14 protein-coding genes are annotated in these 15876 nt (G+C 66.9%); 7 read left to right on the forward strand and 7 right to left on the reverse strand.

The window, feature by feature from the left end; genetic code table 11:
* Positions 1–8 precede the first annotated feature (8 nt).
* Positions 9–530 (reverse strand): GNAT family N-acetyltransferase, encoded by a 522-nt coding sequence (locus WJ12_RS28650; protein WP_034187899.1) that lies wholly within the window; start codon positions 528–530, stop codon positions 9–11.
* A 17-nt stretch (positions 531–547) separates the two neighbouring features.
* A complete protein-coding gene (locus tag WJ12_RS28655) occupies positions 548–1795 on the reverse strand; it encodes a multidrug effflux MFS transporter (protein WP_034187900.1) in 1248 nt (415 codons plus the stop codon).
* 295 nt (positions 1796–2090) lie between these two features.
* Here WJ12_RS28655 and WJ12_RS28665 point away from each other — a divergent pair, with 295 nt between their 5' ends.
* The 3 genes from WJ12_RS28665 to WJ12_RS28675 all read left to right on the forward strand — a co-directional run bounded on the left by WJ12_RS28665 (position 2091) and on the right by WJ12_RS28675 (position 4537).
* Positions 2091–2624 (forward strand): hypothetical protein, encoded by a 534-nt coding sequence (locus WJ12_RS28665; RefSeq protein WP_049031138.1) that lies wholly within the window; start codon positions 2091–2093, stop codon positions 2622–2624.
* 292 nt (positions 2625–2916) lie between these two features.
* Positions 2917–3777, forward strand: coding sequence for an urea carboxylase-associated family protein (locus WJ12_RS28670; protein WP_034187903.1), 861 nt, complete (start codon positions 2917–2919; stop codon positions 3775–3777).
* 85 nt (positions 3778–3862) lie between these two features.
* Positions 3863–4537, forward strand: coding sequence for a GntR family transcriptional regulator (locus WJ12_RS28675; RefSeq protein WP_034187904.1), 675 nt, complete (start codon positions 3863–3865; stop codon positions 4535–4537).
* A 49-nt stretch (positions 4538–4586) separates the two neighbouring features.
* Here the strand turns inward: WJ12_RS28675 and WJ12_RS28680 are convergent, their stop codons facing one another.
* From WJ12_RS28680 to WJ12_RS28695, 4 genes are all read right to left on the reverse strand, one after another.
* Positions 4587–4985 (reverse strand): ectoine synthase, encoded by a 399-nt coding sequence (locus tag WJ12_RS28680; protein WP_034187905.1) that lies wholly within the window; start codon positions 4983–4985, stop codon positions 4587–4589.
* Between the two features lie 61 nt (positions 4986–5046).
* Complete coding sequence (locus tag WJ12_RS28685) at positions 5047–6387, reverse strand: amidase family protein (RefSeq protein WP_059556642.1); 1341 nt, start codon at positions 6385–6387, stop codon at positions 5047–5049.
* Between the two features lie 23 nt (positions 6388–6410).
* On the reverse strand, positions 6411–7913 hold the full coding sequence (locus tag WJ12_RS28690; RefSeq protein WP_059556643.1) for an amino acid ABC transporter permease/ATP-binding protein: 1503 nt from the start codon (positions 7911–7913) through the stop codon (positions 6411–6413).
* A gap of 77 nt (positions 7914–7990) precedes the next feature.
* A complete protein-coding gene (locus WJ12_RS28695; protein ID WP_034187908.1) occupies positions 7991–8833 on the reverse strand; it encodes a transporter substrate-binding domain-containing protein in 843 nt (280 codons plus the stop codon).
* On the opposite strand from WJ12_RS28695, the gene WJ12_RS36130 reads away from it, so the two are divergent.
* On the forward strand, positions 8832–8969 hold the full coding sequence (locus WJ12_RS36130) for a hypothetical protein (protein WP_154233740.1): 138 nt from the start codon (positions 8832–8834) through the stop codon (positions 8967–8969). The two genes, WJ12_RS28695 and WJ12_RS36130, sit on opposite strands and share 2 nt — an antisense overlap.
* Positions 8970–9327: 358 nt before the next feature.
* Here the strand turns inward: WJ12_RS36130 and WJ12_RS28700 are convergent, their stop codons facing one another.
* Positions 9328–10224, reverse strand: a complete 897-nt coding sequence (locus tag WJ12_RS28700) for a glutamate/aspartate ABC transporter substrate-binding protein (RefSeq protein WP_049034956.1) — start codon at positions 10222–10224, stop codon at positions 9328–9330.
* A 423-nt stretch (positions 10225–10647) separates the two neighbouring features.
* On the opposite strand from WJ12_RS28700, the gene WJ12_RS28705 reads away from it, so the two are divergent.
* From WJ12_RS28705 to mgtA, 3 genes are all read left to right on the forward strand, one after another.
* Positions 10648–12303 carry a S8 family peptidase gene (locus WJ12_RS28705; protein WP_059556644.1) on the forward strand — a complete coding sequence of 552 codons (1656 nt, stop codon included), beginning with the start codon at positions 10648–10650 and terminating at the stop codon, positions 12301–12303.
* A gap of 510 nt (positions 12304–12813) precedes the next feature.
* Positions 12814–12972 (forward strand): hypothetical protein, encoded by a 159-nt coding sequence (locus WJ12_RS36655; RefSeq protein WP_208606519.1) that lies wholly within the window; start codon positions 12814–12816, stop codon positions 12970–12972.
* A gap of 47 nt (positions 12973–13019) precedes the next feature.
* Positions 13020–15785, forward strand: a complete 2766-nt coding sequence (gene mgtA, locus WJ12_RS28710) for a magnesium-translocating P-type ATPase (protein WP_082744629.1) — start codon at positions 13020–13022, stop codon at positions 15783–15785.
* Positions 15786–15876 lie beyond the last annotated feature (91 nt).

A 15876-nucleotide genomic window follows, 5' to 3' on the forward strand; every position in this document is an offset into this window, starting at 1 on the left:
ATCAGCCGTCAGGTGCCGGCTTCGCGCGCGTCGTCCGCCAGCAGCGCCCAGCGCTCGTGGTCGCGCCATTCGCCGCCGATGCGCAGATAGCGCGGCGAAAAGCCCTCTTTCGCGAAGCCGAGCCGCCGCACCAGCGCGATCGACGCGTGGTTGCCGGGCTGGATGTTCGCTTCGAGCCGATGCAGTCCCAGCTCGCCGAATGCGACGGCGATCGCCGCGCGCAGCGCATCCGTCATCAGCCCCTTGCGGCTGAAATCCGCCATCCCGTAGTACGCGAGATACGCGCTCTGGAACACGCCGCCGACGATCTCGTTGAGGTTCACGACACCGACCACCGCGCCGGACGCCTGCTCGCGTGCGACGAGGCCGACGTTCGGCCCCGTCAGGCAGCGGGCGAACCATGGGTCGAAACCCGCCTGGTCGACGAACGAGTCGACCCACGGCAGATGATGATTGCGGCTTGCGCGATTGGCGGCGATCAGGTCGGCGGCGTCGGATCGGGCGACGCGGTTCAGCAGGATTCGGCTCATGGGTCGGCCGGCCGCGCTTACGCGGCCTCCCCGCGCCCGCAAACGACCGGCGCGGCCTGTTGCTGCGACAGGTAGCGCAGCAGCTTCGTCACCATCCACACGACGATGAACGACAGCGCGACGAAGAACACCGCAAGCGGCGTCAGCACATGGATCGACACGAAGCCGGCCAGCCCCATCATCGCGGACGACACGAGCAGCAGCGCGCAGCCGAGGATCGCGCTCGTCAGCCCGGCGATATGCGGAAACAGCGAATTGCCCTTGGCCATCAGCGTCGGGTACATCGCACCCGCGCAGAAACCCATCACGAGCACCGGGGTCGCGAGCGTCCACACGCGCAGGCCGACGGTCAGCGCGAGCACCAGCATCGTGACCGATGCGCCGGCCATCACGCGCGCGCCGATGCGCAGCCGTTGCTCGGCGCTCGGCAGCCCGCGCCCGTGAATCCGGTTCGACAGCCCGCCGAGGAAATACATCAAGCCGATCCCGAGCGCGAGATAACCGAAGAAGGTCGGCGGCTTGTGCAGCGTCGTCTGCACCATGAACGGCCCGACGATGTTGAACACGAGCAGGATGCTGTAGCACAGCCCCTGGGCGAGGAAGCAGCTCTGGAACACCGGGCTCGCCAGCACCTTGCCCGCGTTCGTCATCAGCGTGCGCGGCTCGAGATGCACCGGCTTCGGCAAGGTTTCGCGGTAGTGCCACAGCAGCGCCCACATCACCAGCGAGTAGACGAGCAGGAACACGAGGCACGCCCGCCAGCCGAACCATTCCTGCAGGTGCGCGCCGATCACCGGGGCGATGATCGGTGCGAGCCCCCACGCGATCGACATGTACGTGAACGCGTGCATCAGCGCCTGGCCCGAGAACGAATCGGTGATGATCGCCTTCGCCAGCAGGTTGGTGGTCGCGATCCCGAAGCCCTGCAGGCAGCGCGCCAGGATGAACGTCTCGAGGTTCGGCGCGCCGAGCGACAGCAGGCAGCCGATCGTGTAGATCACGAGCCCGAACGCGAGCACGCGCTTGCGCCCGTACGCGTCCGCGATCGGGCCGAAGATCAGCTGGCCGAGCGCATAGGCCGCCATGTAGCCGGACACGCTCGACTGGATCGCCTGCGGCGTGGTCGCGAACGAGCGCGCCATGTCGGGCAGCGCGGGCACGTAGATGTCGATCGCGAGCTGGCCGGCGGATGCGAACAGACAGATCAGGAACAGCAGGAAGCGCGGCGAATTCGACTCGCGCGCGGGAGTGAGCGTGGCGTTCATGACGACTGGGAAGGAGATCGGGCAGCGGTGCCGCACCGTCGATGTTCGAATGTCGAACAGGCGTGCGATCGTGGCGAATCCCGTATTGTGCCTGTTGTGGCGCCAGGCGACCGGATTCCCCCTGGCGCGGGCGAGGTTGAATGCCGCGCGGCCCTTCCGGAAAGGCGCTGACCGGGGCGGCCGGCCGCGGTTTTAATGTTGATTTAAGCCGACGGCGGCATTGTCCCGGATGGCTCACTCCGTGAGCCGCACGTCATTGTTGATTCGATCAGTCTCGTTTGATGGAGATACGAAGATGCGATTCCGTTCGTATATGGCGGCGGGCGCGCTGGCACTGGTGCCCGTGCTCGCCTTGGCCGGCCAGGCCGGCGCGGCAGCCGCCGCCCAACCGATGTTCGTCGACGTCGACGGGCAGGCCGTGCCCGTGAAAGCCGAAACGCGCGTCGTCCAGACGGCCGTCGGCCCGATGAAGGTCAGCACGTGGAGCTGGCACGGCCCGCAAGGCGGCGCGAGCTTCGAGATGCAGACGTCGTCGTCGGGCGGCATGCCGCCTGCGGCAGCGTTGCGGCAGATGCAGGCCGCGCAGTACCGGATGCAGGCAGCCCAGGCGCAGATGGTCGCGATGCAGCAGCAGATGCTGGCACTCCAGCACATCGCGCTCGCCAACGCGTTCGCCATGCCGATGCCGCAACCGGTCGGGTTCGCGATGCCGGCGTGGGCCGTGCCCCAACCGGTGCTCGTCATCGTGCCGGCGCGGCCTTCGGTGCCTTCGGCGGCGCCGTCGGCACCGGCCCGGCCGGCTGCGCGCGGGCCCGAAATCAAGGCCTGACGCGCGACGCCGACGCACGAGCGACCGGGCTGCAAAACAAAACCGCCGGCATGTGCCGGCGGTTTCTTCATGTGCGACGCCCGGCGTGTCGCCAGAGGCGGCGCGTGCGCCACCGCCCCCGATCCTCCGGACTTTCCTCCGATTGACACACCTCCCCGCCTTCCCCCTATACTCCCCGGAGCGCCAATCAATTGTTGAACAATCAATCATGCGAATTGACGCCTGACCGGCCACCATAAAGGGTTACAGCCGGATCGACGCATCTGCCAACCTTTCCCGAGAGTACCGCGTCATGTCGAACTATCCCGCTGCCTACCAGGTCACCAAGGGCTCCGTCCTGAACGTCGACGAAGCCTTTTATTCCGCGATTGCCCGGCGCCAGGACGCGCGCGAACGGATTGCCTCGCACGTCGTGCCGATCCGCAGCGGCTTCGCTTGGACGGTGCCGGCCGGCCACGTATTCCGGATCGTCACGCTCGAGGGCCCGCAAGTCGCGGATTTCAACATCTGGAACCTGCACAATCCGCGCGAACGCATGTGGGCGTCGCGCACGCGCCAGTTGCAGGCCGCGCACGTGACGACGTTCGACCGGCTCTGGTCGACACTGCCGTATCTGCGCCCGATGGTCACGATCACCGACGACACGCTCGCCGGTTACGGCGTCGACGGCGACGGCGGCCGCGTGCACGACCTGCTCGGCACGCGCTGCGACCCGTACGTGAACAAGCTGCTGACCGGCGAGGATTTTCATTTCCACTGCCACTCGAACCTCGTGCGCGCGGTCGCGCCGTACGGGCTCACCGAATTCGACGTGCACGACGTGCTCAACGTGTTCCAGTGCACGGGCCTGAACGACGACGACAAGTACTTCATGAAGGCGTGCCCCGCGAAACCGGGCGACTACCTCGAATTCTTCGCCGAAATCGACGTGCTGTGCGCGATGTCCACCTGCCCCGGCGGCGATCTGTCGGTGCCGATGTGGGGGCCCGGCGCGCGCGATCCGATCGACGTGTGCCGGCCGCTCGGCGTCGAGGTGTACCGGCTCGACCCGAGCCTGCTCGAAGGCTGGTCGTCGCCGTCCGTCGCGCCGTACCGCGGCCAGCACGGCATGCAGCAGCCGCAGGCCGACTGGCAGCACGGCGAAACGGCGTAACCCGAGCCGCAGCCCGTAGAATGGCGAAACGCCGCCGGCCGGCCACGCCGGCGGCGCACGATCAGGAGAGGAGCGAACGAACGGAATGGCAAGCGAAAAAGCGAGAGGACAGTCGGTCGCCGACCGGATCAGCCATCAACTGCGCGAGCACATCATCAGCGGCAAGCTGCCGCCCGGCACGGCGCTGATCGAGATGGACCTCGCCGCCGAATACGACACGTCGCGCAACTCGCTTCGCGAAGTCCTGCATCAGCTCGGCCGTGAAGGGCTCGTCACGTTCGTGCGGCACAAGGGCGTCGTCGTGCGCACGCTCAACCGCCAGGACGTGCGCGATCTCTATGTCGCGCGCCGGACGCTCGAACTGCATGCGCTGAACACGGCCGAACTCGCCCAGCCGGCGCTGCTCGAAAAGATGCAGACCGCCATTCGCGCGGCCGAGCGGGAACTCGACAAGGAAAACTGGCAAGCCGTCGGCACGCACAGCCTGCGGTTTCACCAGCACATCGTCGCGCTTCAGAAGTCGGCGCTGCTCGACGAATTCTTCCGGACCATCTCGGCGCAGTTGCGTCTCGTCTTCGCGGCCGATCCCGACGAGAAGCGCGTGCAAACGCCTGACTGGATCCAGCGCGAATACCAGATCTACGACCTGCTCACGCAGAACCGCCGCAGCGAAGCCGTTACCACGCTGGCGCGTTATCTCGACGATTCCGAACGGATGCTCGTCGAAGCGATCAAGCGCGGCCATCGCGACGCAGCCTGACGCCACGCACCGCATGATGCGGTGCGCAACGGCCCGACCGCACACGGGGTCAGGCTTGCCGTTCAGCCGGAAGCGCGTAGCTGCCGTCTTCCCGATGCGTCTCGAGCCCCGTCAGCGGCGGATTGAACACGCACACGAGATGCAGGTCGCCGCGCGTCGCACGCAGGATATGCGGATCGTTCAGATTCAGCGCATAGATCGTTCCGGGCGTGATCCGATGCACGGTGCCGGTCGCCGTGTCGACCACCTCGCCCTCCCCGGCCACGCAGTAGTTGGTCTCGAAGTGGTTCTTGTAATGCAGATGCAGTTCCGCGCCTTCATGCACGCGCGTTTCGTGGACGGAGTAGCCAACGCCGTCCTGCCTGACGATCATGCGCTTGCTGTCCCAGCCCGGGCCGCGCGCATGGCGTTCGGTATTGGCAATATCGGCCGATCTCACGACGATCATAAGTACCTCTGAATAGTGACGATGAAAGATGACAAGGCGATCCTTGCCGCGGGGAAACGCGTCATGCGAAACCGGTCAGCGTCCGTTCGACCGTGGCCGCGACATCGAAAAGTCGTGCGTCTTCGCCGCGGCGCCCTGTGATCAGCAAGCCGACAGGCTGCCTGTTCCGCAGGTCGCCCGGCACACTGATGCTCGGCAGATCGAGCCGGTTGGCGAATTCGGTCAGCCTGAACGCCCGCGCATTCCGTGCGAGATACACGGCTTCGTCGGCCAGATCGGCCAGGCGCGGCGGCAGCATCGGCACCGTCGGCGTCAACACCGCATCCGCGTCGCCGAGTTCGGCGTGGTATGTATCGGCAAGCGCGGCGAGACGCAGCAAAGCCGCCGCGTAGTCGTGCGCGCGCACGTGCTCGCCCGCCGCGATGCGCGGCCCGACCAGCGGATCGTAGCGGTCCGCGGCCGTTGCGAGGCGCGCGCGATGCAGCATGAACGCCTCCGCGGCGATGATGCCGCCCGTGCGGGCGACGGCACCGGCCTCGGCCACGCAATCGAGCCGCTTGCGCAGGATGCGCGCACCCTGCGCGGACAGCCGGGACAACCATCCGTCGAACGCGCGGCTGACCACGGGATCGAGGTCGTCGGTCGCAAATGGCTCGGGCACGATGAACGTGAAGTCGCGAATGGTTGCCGGCGCCGCCCGTTGCAGGCCGCGTCCGTGCAGCACCGCGTCCGCGCGCCGGCACAGGCGGACCGTCGCGGCCAGCAAGCCCGGTACGTCGAAGCTGGTCGACAGAAGCTGCATGCCGCCGGTCGCATAGCGTCCGCGCGACGGCTTGAATCCGGTCACACCGCAGAATGCGGCTGGAATGCGCGCGGAACCGCTCGTATCGGAACCCAGCGACAGCTCGGCCGCGCCGAGCGCCAACGATACGGCCGCGCCCGAACTCGATCCGCCGGCGACCCGCTCGCGCCGTGCATCGAGTGGCGTCATCGGCGTGCCGTACGCGTGGTTCACGCCGAGCGCGCCATACGCGAACTCGGTCATCGCCGTCTGCGCCACCACGACGGCACCGGCACGACGCAGCGCCGCTACCGGTGCGGCGTCGGCGCGCGCCGGCAGCGCGTCCGCCAGCACGCGCGAACCCGCATGCGTGACCCAGCCTTCGCAATCGAAACAGGCCTTCACCGCCAGTACGACCCCGGCCAGCGGCGCATCGGCCGTCCCGGCGCGCAACGACGCGTCCATTGCCCGCGCTTCGCGGGTCGCCGCGTCGTCACGACGCGCGAGCCATGCCGTTTCGATGTCGCCGGGATGCGCGTTCGCGCGTTCCAGACAGGCGAGCAGTCGCTCGGCACACGCATGATCGTGCATGTCGCTCAGCCGGAAAGCCGTCGGGTCCATTCCTGCTCCGATCCAGTGGTCCGTCATGCAAAGTGAACGTGCTTCAGAAAATCCTTCACGCGCGCGTCCGCGCTGCCGCGGATCCGCTCCGGCGGCACGTCGTACAGGATGCGTCCGTTCTCCATGAACACGATCCGGTCGGAAACCTTGAACGCGAAATTCATTTCGTGGGTCACGATGACCATCGTCATCCCTTCTGCTGCCAGCGTCTCGACGACCTTCAACACTTCACCGACGAGTTCGGGATCGAGCGCCGATGTCGGCTCGTCGAACAACATGATCGACGGCCGTGTCGCGAGCGCACGCGCAATCGCGACACGCTGCTGCTGGCCACCCGACAACTGGTGCGGATACTTGTTCGCATGTTCGAGCATCCCGACCTTCGACAGCAGCGACAGTGCCTGCAGCCGGACCGCCGCCGTATCGGCCTGCCGGTGATAGCACGGCGCCATCGTCACGTTCTGCAGCGCGGTGCGATGCGGAAACAGGTTGAAGCCCTGGAACACCATGCCGATATCCAGGATGCGCGCGTCCGACACGCGCGGCGGATGCGAAGCGGACGCGCGGATGAACGATACGCCGTACAGGTCGATCTCGCCGGCACTCACCGGCGCGAGGCCGTTGATGGTACGGATCAGCGAGGTCTTGCCGGAGCCGGACGGGCCGATGATCGACACGACCTGCCCGGGCGCGACGTCGAGATGAATATCCTTCAGCACCTCGTGGCGGCCGTAGCGCTGCTGCACGCCTTTCACGCGCAGTGCGAATTCCGCGCTCGCCCGCGGTCTGGGCGCGACAGCAGGCACCGACAGCGGCAGTTCGAGATCCGCGTGGCCTGACTGCGCGGGCGTGCGGCGGCTGACGTCGAGGTGCCTCTCGAGATAACCCAGCAGCCGGCTGAACACCGTGACGATCAGCACGTAGTAGAACGCGACGGCCAGCATCGTTTCGAACACAAGGAAGTTCTGCGTGTAGAGCCGTTGTCCGACGAGCAGGATCTCGGCAAGCGATATCACGGACACCAGTGACGTGAGCTTGACGATCGTGATGAACTCGTTCGCGAGCGCGGGCAGCGCAATGCGGATCGCCTGCGGCATCACGATCAGCCGCTGGATGCCGGTAAAGCGGATCCCGAGCGCGCGCCCCGCCTCGATTTGCCCGCGCGGCACCGACAGAATCCCGCCGCGATGGATTTCCGCGAAATACGCGGTTTCGCTCAGCACCATCGCGATCAGGCCGGCCGTGAACGGATCGGACAGCACCACGCTGGTCGCGGGGAAGACCTGCGGGAGGTTGTAGATGAAGACCAGCAGCACGAGCAGCGGCAGGCTGCGGAAGAACCAGATGTACCCGGCCGCCGCGCGCTTCAGCAGCGGCCGGTGCGACTGCCTCGCGAGCGCCACCGGAAACCCGAGCAACACGCCGAGCCCCCACGTGGCGACACTGAGTTCGACGACCACGACGCACGCGCGCCAGAAATCCGTGTCCCGCAACAGTTGAAACGCATAGTGCCAATCGAACTGCATCGAAGACTCCTCAACCCCGAAGGGCGCTGCGGCCGCACCGAGCGGCACGCGATGGTCGGGTCGTGCCTGCTTCGCGCTTATTTCGCGGCGCCCAGCGCCCCGGCAACGTCGGCCGGCGTGGGCTCCTGCAACCCGTATTTCTTCACGAGGCTGCCGTATTCGCCGCTGCGTTTCGCGTCGCTCAGCGCGCCTTCGAGCGCGCCCTGCAGGCCGCTGTCGCCCTTCGTCACGCCCAGGCCGATCACGATCGGATACAGCAGCGTCGTCGAGCTGATTTCGATGCGCTCGTTCGTCTGCTTCGTGATCCCCTGCGCCACGGCCGCATCCTCGATCTGGACGTCGACCGCCTTTGCCATCAGCGCGGACGTCGCTTCCGGCGACGTCGGGAACTCGAGGATCGCGATCTCGCCGCGACCGGCCGGCTTGCAGGTGTCCTGCGAGACCGCGCGCAGCTTCGGCGTCCAGGACGCGCCCTTGATCGAGCCGACCCGCTTGCCGCACAGGTCCTGCGGCGTCTTCGGCAGAAATGCGCTGCCTTTTGCGACGAGCAGGGACGCGCCCGTCTTCAGGTACGGCACGAAATCGACCTGCTTCACGCGATCGGGCGTCACATAGAGCGCGGACGCGACGACATCGAAGCGGCGCGCCTTCATCCCGAGGATGAGGTCCGGAAAGCGTGTATCGAGGAACACCGGCTCCAGTTGCAGGTGGTGCGCCAGCATCCGCGAGAACTCGGCGTCGAAGCCGGCGGGCTTGCCGGCATCCAGGTACGCGTACGGCGGATACGTGAGATCCGATCCCACCAGCAGCGTGCCGGGCCGCACCGTCTGCAGCGGCGACGCCGCTGCGAGCGAGCACGCGAAGGCCAGCGGCACAAGCGCGCCGCGGAGGAAACGTCGAAGCGGAAGACGAGCGGACATGGCGAAGCTCCTGGGTTATTCGGCTCCCGCGCTGAAACGCCACAACGCCTCCCGCACGCCGCCCTGCGCGGCTTTCCGGGATTTTTCGCCGAAGATTGTTGAACAATTTCGGCCGATTCTGACCAGTTCAAATTGAAATCTGAATTCGGGTTTACGCGGCACACGGCGTCGGCGGATACGCCACCGGCGTGCACGCACCGCCGGTCGCCCGGCGCATGGAACGGGTCATCAAAAAGGAGCAAGGAACTCGCACGGACGAGGCCCGGGACGGCGTCCGTCGAGATACGGCGCCGCGGGCACGATGCGTGTTGCGGGGATCAGGAGGCGGGTTTCGGCATCCGGCACGGACGGCGCCGAGCGGGTTCGCGGCCTCCGACGCCGCTGCTTCGCAGGCCGGGAAGCGAGCGGATCCGGGCACCGGGGCTGCAAAGCAAAACCGCCGGCATGTGCCGGCGGTTTTTCATGTGCGGCGCGATACCGCCACGATGCGGCGATCAGTACTGCGCCTGGTCCGTCGGATTCTTGAACAGCTGCTTCATCTCCGGCGACAGCGGATAGTTGAGGCTCACGCCCTTCGGCGGAATCGGCTGCATGAACCACTGGTCGTAGAGCTTCTCGGCCGCGCCCGACGTCTGCATCTTCGCGATCACGCCGTCGACGACCCGCTTGAACGCCGGATCGTCCCTGCGCATCATACACGCGTAGTTTTCGTGGACGAGCGGCGTGCCCGACACCGTGTACGCGCCTGGGTTACGGTCCTTCGCGATCTCCCCGTACAGCAGCGGCTCGTCCATCACGAACGCCACCGCGCGCCCGGTCGTGACGTTCATGAACGCTTCGGCGTGATCCTTGGCGCTGATGATCGTCATGTTCATCGCCTTCTCTTCGTTGAGCTTGCGCAGCAGGCGCTCGTCCGACGTGCCGGCCGTCGTCGCGACCGTCTTGCCGGCCAGGTCCGCGAAATCCTTCACGCCCGAGTCCTTGCGCGTGCTGAAGCGAATGCCGTACAGAAAAATGCTGTTCGAGAACGCGGCCTGCTTCTGCCGTTCGAGCGTGTTCGTCGTCGACCCGCACTCGAAATCGATCGTCCCGTTCTGCAGCAGCGGAATCCGGTTCTGCGACGTGATCGGGATTTCCTTCACCGTGAGGTTCGGCGCATTCAGATCCGTCTTCAGTTGATCGATGATGCGCGACGCGATGTCCCGCGAGTAGCCGATGTTCTTCTGCTGGTTGTCCGAATACGAGAACGGCACCGACGACTCGCGAATGCCGAGCGACACGACGCCCGTCTCCTTGATCTTCTTCAGCGTACCGGTAAGGGCCTGTGCGTGCGCGGCGCCCGCCAGCGCGCAGGACAGCGCGACAGCCAGCCAACGGAAACGGCGATCCATGCGTATCTCCTGACGAAACGTTGATCGAACCGCGATCGTACGCCCGACAATATTCGCGTCACATCAGGGCAAGCGTAAGCGACTTTCAACACCGGCCGGACCGTGAAAGAGGTTTTCCGTGCCGCGCCAATCGATTCCGCGCCGCACGGTCACCCCGACCGGCCTCGCACGGGCTCGCCCCCGCCCTTTGTGCCACCCGTTCCAAACGCGCGTTCATGCTGCGCCGCACCGACGAAATCGTTTGCGGCACCCCCTGTTTTTCTCGCGAAACGCACTCAAGAAGCCGCCGCGCACGCCGTTACCCAGTGCATGGCGCGTCGCAGCAACCCTGCTGCAACCGTCAGACAAAAAAGACTAGGTCCGGATCAGCCGGACCAGCGCCACCGCCGGCACGACGGTTATCTACGAGGATCGAGTTTCAACATGAGAGCCAAACGTTTCAATTCTGCGCTGGCGCGCTCCGCACACGCGCGCATGCTCGCCGGCATGCTATCCGCCGCCGCCCTCCTGCCTCTCGCCGGTTGCGGCGGCGGAGGCGGCGGCGACGGCAGCAACCCCTCCTCCTCCAACGCTGCACCGGCGCCGACACCGACGCCGGCCCCCACGCCCACGCCCCCCGCGACCCCGCCCGCCTCGTCAGGCGGCAATGCATGCACCACGCAGCAGGCCGCCGTGCAGATGGCTGCGCAGACGGCACCGGCCGAGCCGCCGGTCGATCACCTGATCGTCAAGCTGAAGACGCTGACGGCCACGCGTGCGATGTCGGCCATCGACAACGGGACGCGGCTCGACGCGGTCATCCAGCGCGCGATGACGCGCTGGACGGCGCCGGTGGCCGGCAGCGCGCGCGCCTATGCGAGCACGGTCGCGCAAGCGCCGGTGAACGTGCAGGTCGAACGGACGATCTCGAACGGCGCGGCCGTGCTGTCGCTCGGCCAGCGCATGGCGGCCACCGACGCAGCCGCACTCGCGCAGGCATTCGCGGCCGACAGCGATGTCGACTACGCGGAACCGGATCACCCGATGCAGATTCGCGACACGCCGAGCGACCCGCTCTACAACCAGCAGTGGTACCTGTCCGACCCGACGGCCGGGATCGACCTGCCGCCCGCCTGGAACGTGAGCAAGGGTTCGCCGACCGTCGTCACGGCCGTGCTCGACACGGGCTACCGGCCGCACGCCGACCTCGTGGGCAACCTGCTGTCCGGCTACAGCTTCATCAGCAACGTCAACACCAGCAACAACGGCATGACGCGCGGCCCCGACGCAACCGATCCGGGCGACTGGGTCACGCAGCAGGAACTCGACAACGCGAACGGCCCGTACTATCACTGCGCGAGCCAGCCGAGCGACAGCAGTTGGCACGGCACGCGCGTGATGGGCGTGATCGGCGCGACCGCCAACAACGGCACGGGTATCGCGGGCGTGTCGTGGCTCGGCCAGATCCTGCCGGTGCGCGTCCTCGGCAAGTGCGGCGGCGTGACGAGCGACATCGCGGACGGCATGCGCTGGGCAGCCGGCATTGCGGTGAACGGCGTCCCGACGAACCCGCGGCCGGCGAAGGTCATCAACCTGAGCCTCGGCGGCGTCGGCGCATGCAGCACGACGTTCCAGCAGGCGATCGACGACGTCACCGCGAAAGGGGTGACCGTGGTCGTCGCGGCCGGCAACGACGGCCTGTCGACCGGCCTCGACCAGCCCGCGAACTGCCGCGGCGTGATCACCGTCGGCGCGACCGACGCGACGGGCCGCCGCGCATCGTTCAGCAACTTCGGCGCCGATGTCTCGCTGAGCGCACCGGGCGTCAACATCCTGTCGACGTCGAACACCGGCACGACGACGCCGGGCGCGGACACCTACGGCCCCGCGAACGGCACCAGCCTCGCGACGCCGCAAGTGTCGGGGGTCGCCGCGCTGATGCTGTCGGTGAACGGCAACCTCACGCCCGCGCAGATCCAGCAAAAGCTGCAAGGCGGCACGCGCGCGGCGAAGCTGGCAGCCGGGACGTCGTGCACCGCGATGCCGGCAGGCTCGGGCATCCTCGATGCTGGGGCGGCCATCGCGTCGGCGAACCAGTAACCGGCGCGCTGACCGACGCGGCCGCGCGCATGCCCGCATGGCGTGCGCGCGGCCGTTTCGTTGCCGTCCGTCCGGCGATTCCGCGCACCCACGCCGGCCCGGCCAAGCATCTCGAAATAACGCCTGACAAAAGGGTTGACGCTTCGCACGACGAGCCATTACCATCGCTCCCGTCTCAATACATGGAGTGTTCTGTGAACACCGATGCGAGTTGTAGTTGGTGCTCGACCAACTTGACTGCTGCCTGAGGAAAACGCGCAGAGCCTCGTCTTCTGCCGCATCCCGGGAAGCAGGATGCGGCGTCCTTCCGGCCTGACTACCGGCCCGATCTCCCGCCGAATTTTTCGATATCGTCGAATGCACGCGACGCGCCATTGCGCGCGTGCGTTCGCGTTGCGCGCGGCGCCAGCCGCGCGCGCTCTCCGTTCGCGTGCCGTCCGGCCGCGCGCCTCGTTGCGCGCGGCGCCGCCGATCGCCCGTGCCGATTATCCGCAACCGACAGGAGTGCAGATGAACTCAGACGACAGTAGTCGATTACCGCTCGCCGGTGCGACGCCGCGCATCGACACGCCGACCGCTTCACTCGCGCCGGCGAGCGTTCCCGCCTTTTCCGATCCACAGCCGATCGCGCCTGACGCGACGCGGCGGGGAGCGCTCGTGCGTCGATAACGTCACGGTCGCTCCCCGCCCGCCGCCTCGTGCGCAAGGAGCGACTCATGACAACACGACACAACCCATCGCAGAAGAAACAGCGCGGCTTCATCAAGAGCGGCGCCGGCCAGCAGAACGCGCCGCGCATCATGCGCGCGGCACAGGAAGCGGCCCGCCCGCTCGAGGACACGCTGAAGACGCTGCACACCAGCACGCGCGGCCTCACCTACGACCAGGCCGCCGACCGCCTGCAGCACTACGGCCCGAACGAGATCGCGCACGACAAGCCGCCGCACTGGACCCGCCAGTTGCTGCTCTCGTTCCACAATCCGTTCGTCTACGTGCTGCTGGTGCTCGCCACCATCAGCTTCTTCACCGACGTCTACTTCGCGGCGCCCGACGATCGCGACTATGTCGGCATGACGATCCTGCTGACGATGGTCACGATCAGCGCGCTGCTGCGCTTCGTGCAGGAATTCCGTTCGTTGCGCGCGGCCGAGAAGCTCAAGGCGATGGTCCGCACGACGGCCACCGTGCAGCGCGCGATGACCGACACGTCCGAGCCGACCCGGCGCGAGGTGCCGATGCGCGAGGTCGTGACCGGCGACATCGTGCACCTGTCGGCCGGCGACATGATCCCCGCCGACGTCCGCCTGCTCGCATCGCGCGACCTGTTCATCAGCCAGGCCGTACTGACCGGCGAAGCGCTGCCCGTCGAGAAGTACGACACGCTCGGCGCGGTGGCCGGCAAGTCCGCGGGTACACCGGCCGCCGGCTCGGCGCCCGACGCGTCGGCGTCGCTGCTCGATCTCGAGAACGTCTGCTTCATGGGCACCAACGTCGTCAGCGGCACGGCGACGGCCGTCGTCGTCGCGACCGGAGAAGACACGTACTTCGGCTCGCTCGCGCGCAACGTCGTGAGCCACAAGCGCATCGAGACGAGCTTCGACCGCGGCGTCGCGAGCGTGAGCTGGCTGCTGATCAAGTTCATGTTCGTGATGGTGCCGATCGTGTTCATGATCAACGGGCTGACCAAGGGCGACTGGCTGAGCGCGCTCACGTTCGCGCTCGCCGTGGCCGTCGGCCTGACGCCCGAGATGCTGCCGATGATCGTCAGTGCGAACCTCGCGCGCGGCGCGGTGGCGATGGCACGCCGCAAGGTCGTGGTCAAGCGGCTGAATTCGGTGCAGAACTTCGGCGCGATGGACGTGCTGTGCACCGACAAGACCGGCACGCTCACGCAGGACAAGATCATCCTCGAACATCACCTCGACCTGTCCGGTCACAAGAACGAGGAAATCCTGCGGCTCGGCTGGCTGAACAGCTTTCACCAGAGCGGCCAGAAGAACCTGATCGACATCGCGGTCGTCGCGCGTGCCGACGAGATCGGCGAACGCGTGAAGCCGCAGGGCTACAAGAAGATCGACGAGCTGCCGTTCGACTTCGTGCGGCGCCGCCTGTCGGTCGTCGTCGAGGACCGGCACGGCACGCACCTGCTGATCTGCAAGGGTGCGGTCGAGGAAATGCTCGCCGTGTCGACCCACGTGCAGGACGAAGACGGCGTACGCCCGCTCGACTTCGTCGCGCGCAAGCGGCTGCTCGAACAGGCGACCGCCTACAACGAGGACGGCTTCCGCGTGCTCGTGCTCGCGACGCGTACGATTGCACGCGGCGACGAGCGCGCGCAGTATCGCACCGCCGACGAACACGATCTCGTCGTGCGCGGCTTCCTGACCTTCCTCGATCCGCCGAAGGAATCGGCCGCGCCGGCCCTCGCCGCGCTGCGCGAAAACGGCGTCGCGGTGAAGGTGCTGACGGGCGACAACCCGACCGTCACGATGAAGGTGTGCCGCCAGGTCGGCCTCGAACCCGGCAAGCCGATGCTCGGCACGGAAATCGAAGCGCTCGACGACGCGACGCTTGCACAGGTCGTCGAACGCACGACCGTGTTCGCGAAGCTCACGCCGCTGCAGAAGGCGCGCATCGTCAAGGCGCTGCAGGCGAACGGCCACACGGTCGGCTTCCTTGGCGACGGCATCAACGATGCGCCCGCGCTGCGCGACGCCGACGTCGGCATCTCGGTCGACAGCGGCGCCGACATCGCGAAGGAAACCGCCGACATCATCCTGCTCGAAAAGAGCCTGATGGTGCTCGAGGAAGGCGTGATCAAGGGCCGCGAGACGTTCGGCAACATCCTGAAGTACCTGAACATGACCGCCAGCTCGAACTTCGGCAACGTGTTCTCGGTGCTCGTCGCCAGCGCGTTCCTGCCGTGGGAGCCGATGCTCGCGACCCAGCTGCTCGTGCTGAACCTGATCTACGACACGTCGCAGATGCTGCTGCCGTGGGACCGGATGGACCCCGAGTTCCTGAAGAAGCCGCGCAAATGGGAAGCCGGCAACATCAGCCGCTTCATGCTGTGGGTCGGGCCGACCTCGTCGGTATTCGACATCACGACGTACGTCCTGATGTGGACCGTGTTCGGCGCGGGCGCGCTGTATCACCTGAACGGCGGTACGGGCGGCCAGGTCGTGATGAACTCCGGCTGGTTCATCGAGAGCCTCGTGTCGCAAACGCTCGTCGTGCACCTGCTGCGCACGCAGAAGATCCCGTTCCTGCAGAGCACGGCGTCGCTGCCGGTGCTGCTGTCGACCTTCACCGCGATCGCGATCGGCTGCTGGCTGCCGTTCTCGCCGTTCGCGGAAGCGATCGGCTTCATGCACCTGCCGGGCACCTACTGGCTGTGGCTCGCCGCGACGATGATCGGCTACATCCTGCTTGCGCAGATCGTCAAGACGATCTACGTGCGCCGCTACAAGCAGTGGTTCTGATCCGTTCCGGATCGGTACCGGTTCCGTCCGGATGACGACGTGCCGGCCCGCGCCACGCCGCGGGCCGGCACACTCACGACGCTCCACGGGT

The organism is Burkholderia seminalis (assembly GCF_001718535.1).
Classification (GTDB): Bacteria; Pseudomonadota; Gammaproteobacteria; order Burkholderiales; family Burkholderiaceae; genus Burkholderia; species Burkholderia seminalis.

Bases quoted from the DNA above. Each gene is read 5' to 3' on its own strand.
- WJ12_RS28665 (WP_049031138.1), top strand. From the start codon at position 2,091: ATGCGATTCCGTTCGTATATGGCGGCGGGCGCGCTGGCACTGGTGCCC.
- WJ12_RS28700 (WP_049034956.1), bottom strand. From the start codon at position 10,224: ATGGATCGCCGTTTCCGTTGGCTGGCTGTCGCGCTGTCCTGCGCGCTG.
- WJ12_RS28675 (WP_034187904.1), top strand. From the start codon at position 3,863: ATGGCAAGCGAAAAAGCGAGAGGACAGTCGGTCGCCGACCGGATCAGC.
- WJ12_RS28655 (WP_034187900.1), bottom strand. From the start codon at position 1,795: ATGAACGCCACGCTCACTCCCGCGCGCGAGTCGAATTCGCCGCGCTTC.
- WJ12_RS28685 (WP_059556642.1), bottom strand. From the start codon at position 6,387: ATGGACCCGACGGCTTTCCGGCTGAGCGACATGCACGATCATGCGTGT.
- WJ12_RS36655 (WP_208606519.1), top strand. From the start codon at position 12,814: ATGAACTCAGACGACAGTAGTCGATTACCGCTCGCCGGTGCGACGCCG.
- WJ12_RS28650 (WP_034187899.1), bottom strand. From the start codon at position 530: ATGAGCCGAATCCTGCTGAACCGCGTCGCCCGATCCGACGCCGCCGAC.
- WJ12_RS28680 (WP_034187905.1), bottom strand. From the start codon at position 4,985: ATGATCGTCGTGAGATCGGCCGATATTGCCAATACCGAACGCCATGCG.
- WJ12_RS36130 (WP_154233740.1), top strand. From the start codon at position 8,832: ATGGCGAAGCTCCTGGGTTATTCGGCTCCCGCGCTGAAACGCCACAAC.
- WJ12_RS28695 (WP_034187908.1), bottom strand. From the start codon at position 8,833: ATGTCCGCTCGTCTTCCGCTTCGACGTTTCCTCCGCGGCGCGCTTGTG.
- WJ12_RS28705 (WP_059556644.1), top strand. From the start codon at position 10,648: ATGAGAGCCAAACGTTTCAATTCTGCGCTGGCGCGCTCCGCACACGCG.
- WJ12_RS28670 (WP_034187903.1), top strand. From the start codon at position 2,917: ATGTCGAACTATCCCGCTGCCTACCAGGTCACCAAGGGCTCCGTCCTG.
- WJ12_RS28690 (WP_059556643.1), bottom strand. From the start codon at position 7,913: ATGCAGTTCGATTGGCACTATGCGTTTCAACTGTTGCGGGACACGGAT.
- mgtA (WP_082744629.1), top strand. From the start codon at position 13,020: ATGACAACACGACACAACCCATCGCAGAAGAAACAGCGCGGCTTCATC.